This window comes from Saccharopolyspora sp. NPDC049426, from assembly GCF_040676935.1.
Classification (GTDB): Bacteria; Actinomycetota; Actinomycetes; order Mycobacteriales; family Pseudonocardiaceae; genus Saccharopolyspora.
The window spans coordinates 1-4148 of the sequence record NZ_JBFAPZ010000033.1 but is presented as its reverse complement, the minus strand read 5'-3'; the positions used below and the strand labels follow the sequence as shown (position 1 = coordinate 4148).

Annotated in this window: 3 protein-coding genes and 1 pseudogene; 2 read left to right on the top strand and 2 right to left on the bottom strand. The window is 68.5% G+C overall.

What is annotated here, in order from left to right:
- Positions 1–1605 (top strand): transketolase (locus AB0J78_RS33340; RefSeq protein ID WP_363796043.1); only part of this gene is annotated, 1605 nt, incomplete at its 5' end.
- 56 nt (positions 1606–1661) lie between these two features.
- Here AB0J78_RS33340 and AB0J78_RS33335 read toward each other — a convergent pair.
- Positions 1662–2840 carry an LLM class flavin-dependent oxidoreductase gene (locus AB0J78_RS33335; RefSeq protein WP_363796041.1) on the bottom strand — a complete coding sequence of 393 codons (1179 nt, stop codon included), beginning with the start codon at positions 2838–2840 and terminating at the stop codon, positions 1662–1664.
- A 135-nt stretch (positions 2841–2975) separates the two neighbouring features.
- Here AB0J78_RS33335 and AB0J78_RS33330 point away from each other — a divergent pair, with 135 nt between their 5' ends.
- Positions 2976–3773, top strand: a complete 798-nt coding sequence (locus AB0J78_RS33330) for a thioesterase family protein (protein ID WP_363796039.1) — start codon at positions 2976–2978, stop codon at positions 3771–3773.
- A 168-nt stretch (positions 3774–3941) separates the two neighbouring features.
- Here the strand turns inward: AB0J78_RS33330 and AB0J78_RS33325 are convergent.
- Positions 3942–4148, bottom strand: a pseudogene (locus AB0J78_RS33325) (AMP-binding protein); the annotation flags it as partial.

The window sequence follows — 4148 nt, the reverse complement described above, 5'->3', positions numbered from 1 at the left end:
AGCGTTTTCGACCACCACATCTACGTCATCGCCTCCGACGGCGACATCGAAGAAGGCGTGACCTCCGAAGCCTCCTCGCTGGCCGGCACCCAGCAGCTGGGCAACCTCACCGTCCTCTACGACGCGAACGAGATCTCCATCGAAGACGACACCAGAATCGCGCTGACCGAGGACACCGCCAAGCGCTACGAGTCCTACGGCTGGCAGGTGGTCACCGTCCACGGCGGCGAGGACGTGCAGGGACTGCTGGAGGCCATTGAGTCCGCCAAAGCCGACACCACCCGCCCGACGCTGATCGTGCTGCGCACGGTCATCGGCTACCCAGCACCCACGAAGATGAACACCGGCAAAGCCCACGGTGCCGCGCTGGGCGCCGACGAGCTCGCCGAGGTCAAAAAACTCCTGGGCTTCGACCCCAAGAGAGCGTTCCAGGTCGACGACGCGGTGCTGGACCACACCCGCGCCATCACCGAACGCGGCAGGGAAGCCCGCGAGAAGTGGCAGATCGCCTTCAACGCATGGGCCGCCGACAACCCCCAGCGCAAGGCGCTGCTGGACCGGATGCAGACCCGCACGCTGCCCACCGGATGGGCCGACGAGCTGCCCAGCTGGGAACCCGATGAGAAGGGCATCGCGACGCGGAAAGCATCGGCGGAGGTGCTGGCGTCCCTGGCCGACGTGCTGCCGGAACTGTGGGGCGGTTCGGCCGACCTGGCGGAAAGCAACAACACCACAATGAAGGGCGCCGACTCCTTCGGACCGGAGAGCATCTCCACCGACGCGTGGTCGGCCAACCCCTACGGCCGCACACTGCACTTCGGCATCCGCGAACACGCCATGGGCTCCATCCTCAACGGCATCGCCCTGCACGGCGGAACCCGGCCCTACGGCGGCACCTTCATGGTCTTCAGCGACTACATGCGCCCCGCGGTGCGGTTGGCGGCGCTGATGCGGCTCCCGGTGATCTACGTGTGGACCCACGACTCGATCGGACTCGGCGAAGACGGTCCGACGCACCAGCCGGTGGAGCACCTGGCGAGCCTGCGCGCGATCCCCGATCTGGCGGTCGTGCGCCCGGCCGACGCCAACGAGACCGCTGCGGCCTGGAAAGCGATCCTGGAAAACACCGACGGACCCGCCGGACTGGCACTGACCCGCCAAGGGGTGCCGACGCTGGAAGGCACGGACCCGCAGGGCGTCGCCCGCGGCGGCTACGTGCTCGCCGAGGCCTCCACCGGCACCCCCGAGGTGCTGCTGATCGCAACCGGATCCGAAGTACAGCTGGCAGTGGCGGCCAGGAAGTCCCTGGAGGCCGGAGGAATCCCGACGCGCGTGGTGTCGATGCCGTGCGTGGAGTGGTTCGACGCGCAGGACGTGACCTACCGCCGACACGTGCTGCCCCCGTCAGTGCGCGCCAGAGTCGCCGTCGAGGCCGGCATCGCCCAGCCATGGCACCGCTTCGTCGGCGACGCCGGCGAAATCGTCTCCCTGGAACACTTCGGCGCCTCAGCCGACTACCAGACGCTCTACACCGAATTCGGCATCACCACCGAGGCGGTCACCACCGCGGCGCGGCGCTCGCTGAACGCGCTCCGGGCGGGCTGAGCCCGCCCGGAGCTCGGCCCGCTCGGTCGTGAACCTCGATCGCGCCGGTCGTCCGTTCAGCTCTCGGCGACTTCCTTGGCGTACTTCTCCGTCATGTGCTCCACGGCCGCCAGCTGCTGCTGGGCGTGATCGCTGCGGGTGTCGCGGGCGTGCTGCTTGGCGCGCACGGTCGACTCGTGGTGGCTGATGCCGGGTCCCTGGAAGTGCGGCAGGACGTCCTGCGCGATCAGTTCGTAGGAGCGCTTCGTGGCCTCGGGGTTGGCCCATTCGTGGGCCAGCAGCAGCATCGCGCCGAAGCCGCCGGACTGGTCGGCGAGGCGCTGCACCTGCGCGCGGGCGTCCTCCGGCGTGCCGATGGCGCCGATGCCGGCCTCGTTGATGAAGTCGATCATCTCGCGGATGTTCGAGCCGTCCACGGCCATCTGCGGGAACGCGGCCACCTTCTGGAAGTAGGTGAACCACTGCTCGATGCCGTACTCGACGTCCTTGTACGCCTGCTCCCGGGTTTCAGCGATGTGCATGAGCCCGACCAGTCGCCACCCGGAGCGATCCGGGGCAGGCTGCCCGAAGTGAGAGGCCCGCTCCTCGACCACGCTCCAGTGGTGCGCCAGCGCGTCGAACCCCTCCTGGGTGAGCGTGGCGCCGATGGACAGCAGCCCGGCACCGTGTCGTCCGGCCAGTCGCGGGCCGGTGGGCGAGGCGACTGCGGCCACGGCGACGTCGAAGCGGGGCTCGGTGTAGGGCCGCAGCTGAAGCCGGGCGTCGATCAGCTTGTGCGTCGGGGTCTGCTCGGTGACGGTTTCGCCCGCCAGCAGCCGCATGATGATGTCGAAGTTGATGTCGAGCAGTTCGCGCGTGTCGGTCGGGTTGAGCCCGATCATCGCCGAGTCGGTGGGCAGCGACCCGGGGCCCACGCCGAGCATCGAACGGCCCCTGGTCAGGTGATCGAGCATGACCATCCGGTCGGCCACCCACAGCGGGTTGTGGTAGCTGACGGAGGTCACGCCGGTGCCGAACCTGATGTTGCGGGTGCGCTCGGCGGCGGCGGCGATGAAGATCTCCGGCGAGGCGATGATCTCGCTGCCCGCGGAGTGGTGCTCGCCGATCCACGCCTCGTCGAACCCGATGTGGTCGAGGTGCTCCATCAGCCGGAGGTCGCGCTGCATGGCCAGCGTCGGGTTCTGCCCAGCTGGGTGAAAGGGGGCGAGGAAGACCCCGAACCGCAATCTGCTCATGACCGTCTCCTTCGTCCGCGATCAGCCCGAGTACGTAACCCAGGTCACATCATCGGCTGATCCTTTGCAAGCCGCCTCTTCGATCGCGCTTCGCGAGGCGTTCCGGAACTAGTTCGAGCAGGTAACGTGTCGCGCATGCGTTCATTCGCCGAGGCGACGACCGTGAGCCCCATCCGCGAGGGCGTCTTCACGTCCACGCTGGACAGCGAGTGGTCGATCGGCGAGAACCCGCACGGCGGCTACATGATGGCGCTGCTGACCAAGGCCGCGCTCCGCACCGCTGAGCGGTCGCACCCGCTGGTGGTCAGCGCGCACTTCCTGCGCTCGCCGGACGCCGGCGAGGTCGAGCTGCACACCGAGCGGATCAAGCACGGGCGCATGTTCACCACGGTGCACGCCCGCCTCGTCCAGAACGGCAAGGCCTGCATCGAGGCCACCGTGACCGCGGGCGAGATCTCCGACGCCGCGCACGAGTGGGCGGCGGGACCGCAGCCCCCGATCAAGCCGCTCGACGAGTGCGAGGATCGCCGCATGCCCACCGAAGGCGGCCTGCTGGGCCACCTCAACATCCGACTCGACCCCCACTCCACCGGGTTCCTGCGCGGCGAGGCCACCGAGGACGGCGAGGTCCGGGGCTGGATGGAGCTCACCGACGGCACCGACTTCGACCCGCTGACGCTGATCGTCGCCGTCGACATGCTCCCGCCGACCGTGTTCGGCCTGGGCCAGTCCGGCTGGTGCCCCACCGTCGAACTCACCTACCAGCTCCGCGCCCTGCCGGCCCCCGGCCCGGTCGCGGGCTACACCCGCTGCGACGCGCTGAGCGCCGACGGCTGGTTCAACGAGGACGCGGCCGTCTACGACTCCCGAGGGCGCCTGGTCGCCCAGAGCCGCCAACTCGCGCTCTCGGGAAACGCCCTCAACAACCGCTGAACAACGGCGATCACCACCGTCGAAACCGACCTCACCACCGGAACCTCCCGAGGGAGCCCCGGAAAACTCCAGTAATCCGTCATCGGAATACTGCGGTATTCCGTCCCCGGACCCGGAAAACTCCCGTAATCCGTCACCGGAATACTGGAGTGTTCCGGGTGTCGGCTGTTAGAGGTCGAGGAGTTGGCGGGCTTGTTCGCGCATCTCGACCTTGCGGACCTTGCCGGTGACCGTCATCGGGAACTCCTCCACCACGTGCACGTAGCGCGGGATCTTGTAATGCGCCAACTTGCCCGAGCAGAACTCCCGCAACGACTCCGCCGTCAACACCGCAGCCCCCTCCCGCAACCGCACCCACGCCATCAACTCCTCGCC

Bases quoted from the DNA above. Each gene is read 5' to 3' on its own strand.
- AB0J78_RS33335 (WP_363796041.1), bottom strand. From the start codon at position 2,840: ATGAGCAGATTGCGGTTCGGGGTCTTCCTCGCCCCCTTTCACCCAGCT.
- AB0J78_RS33330 (WP_363796039.1), top strand. From the start codon at position 2,976: ATGCGTTCATTCGCCGAGGCGACGACCGTGAGCCCCATCCGCGAGGGC.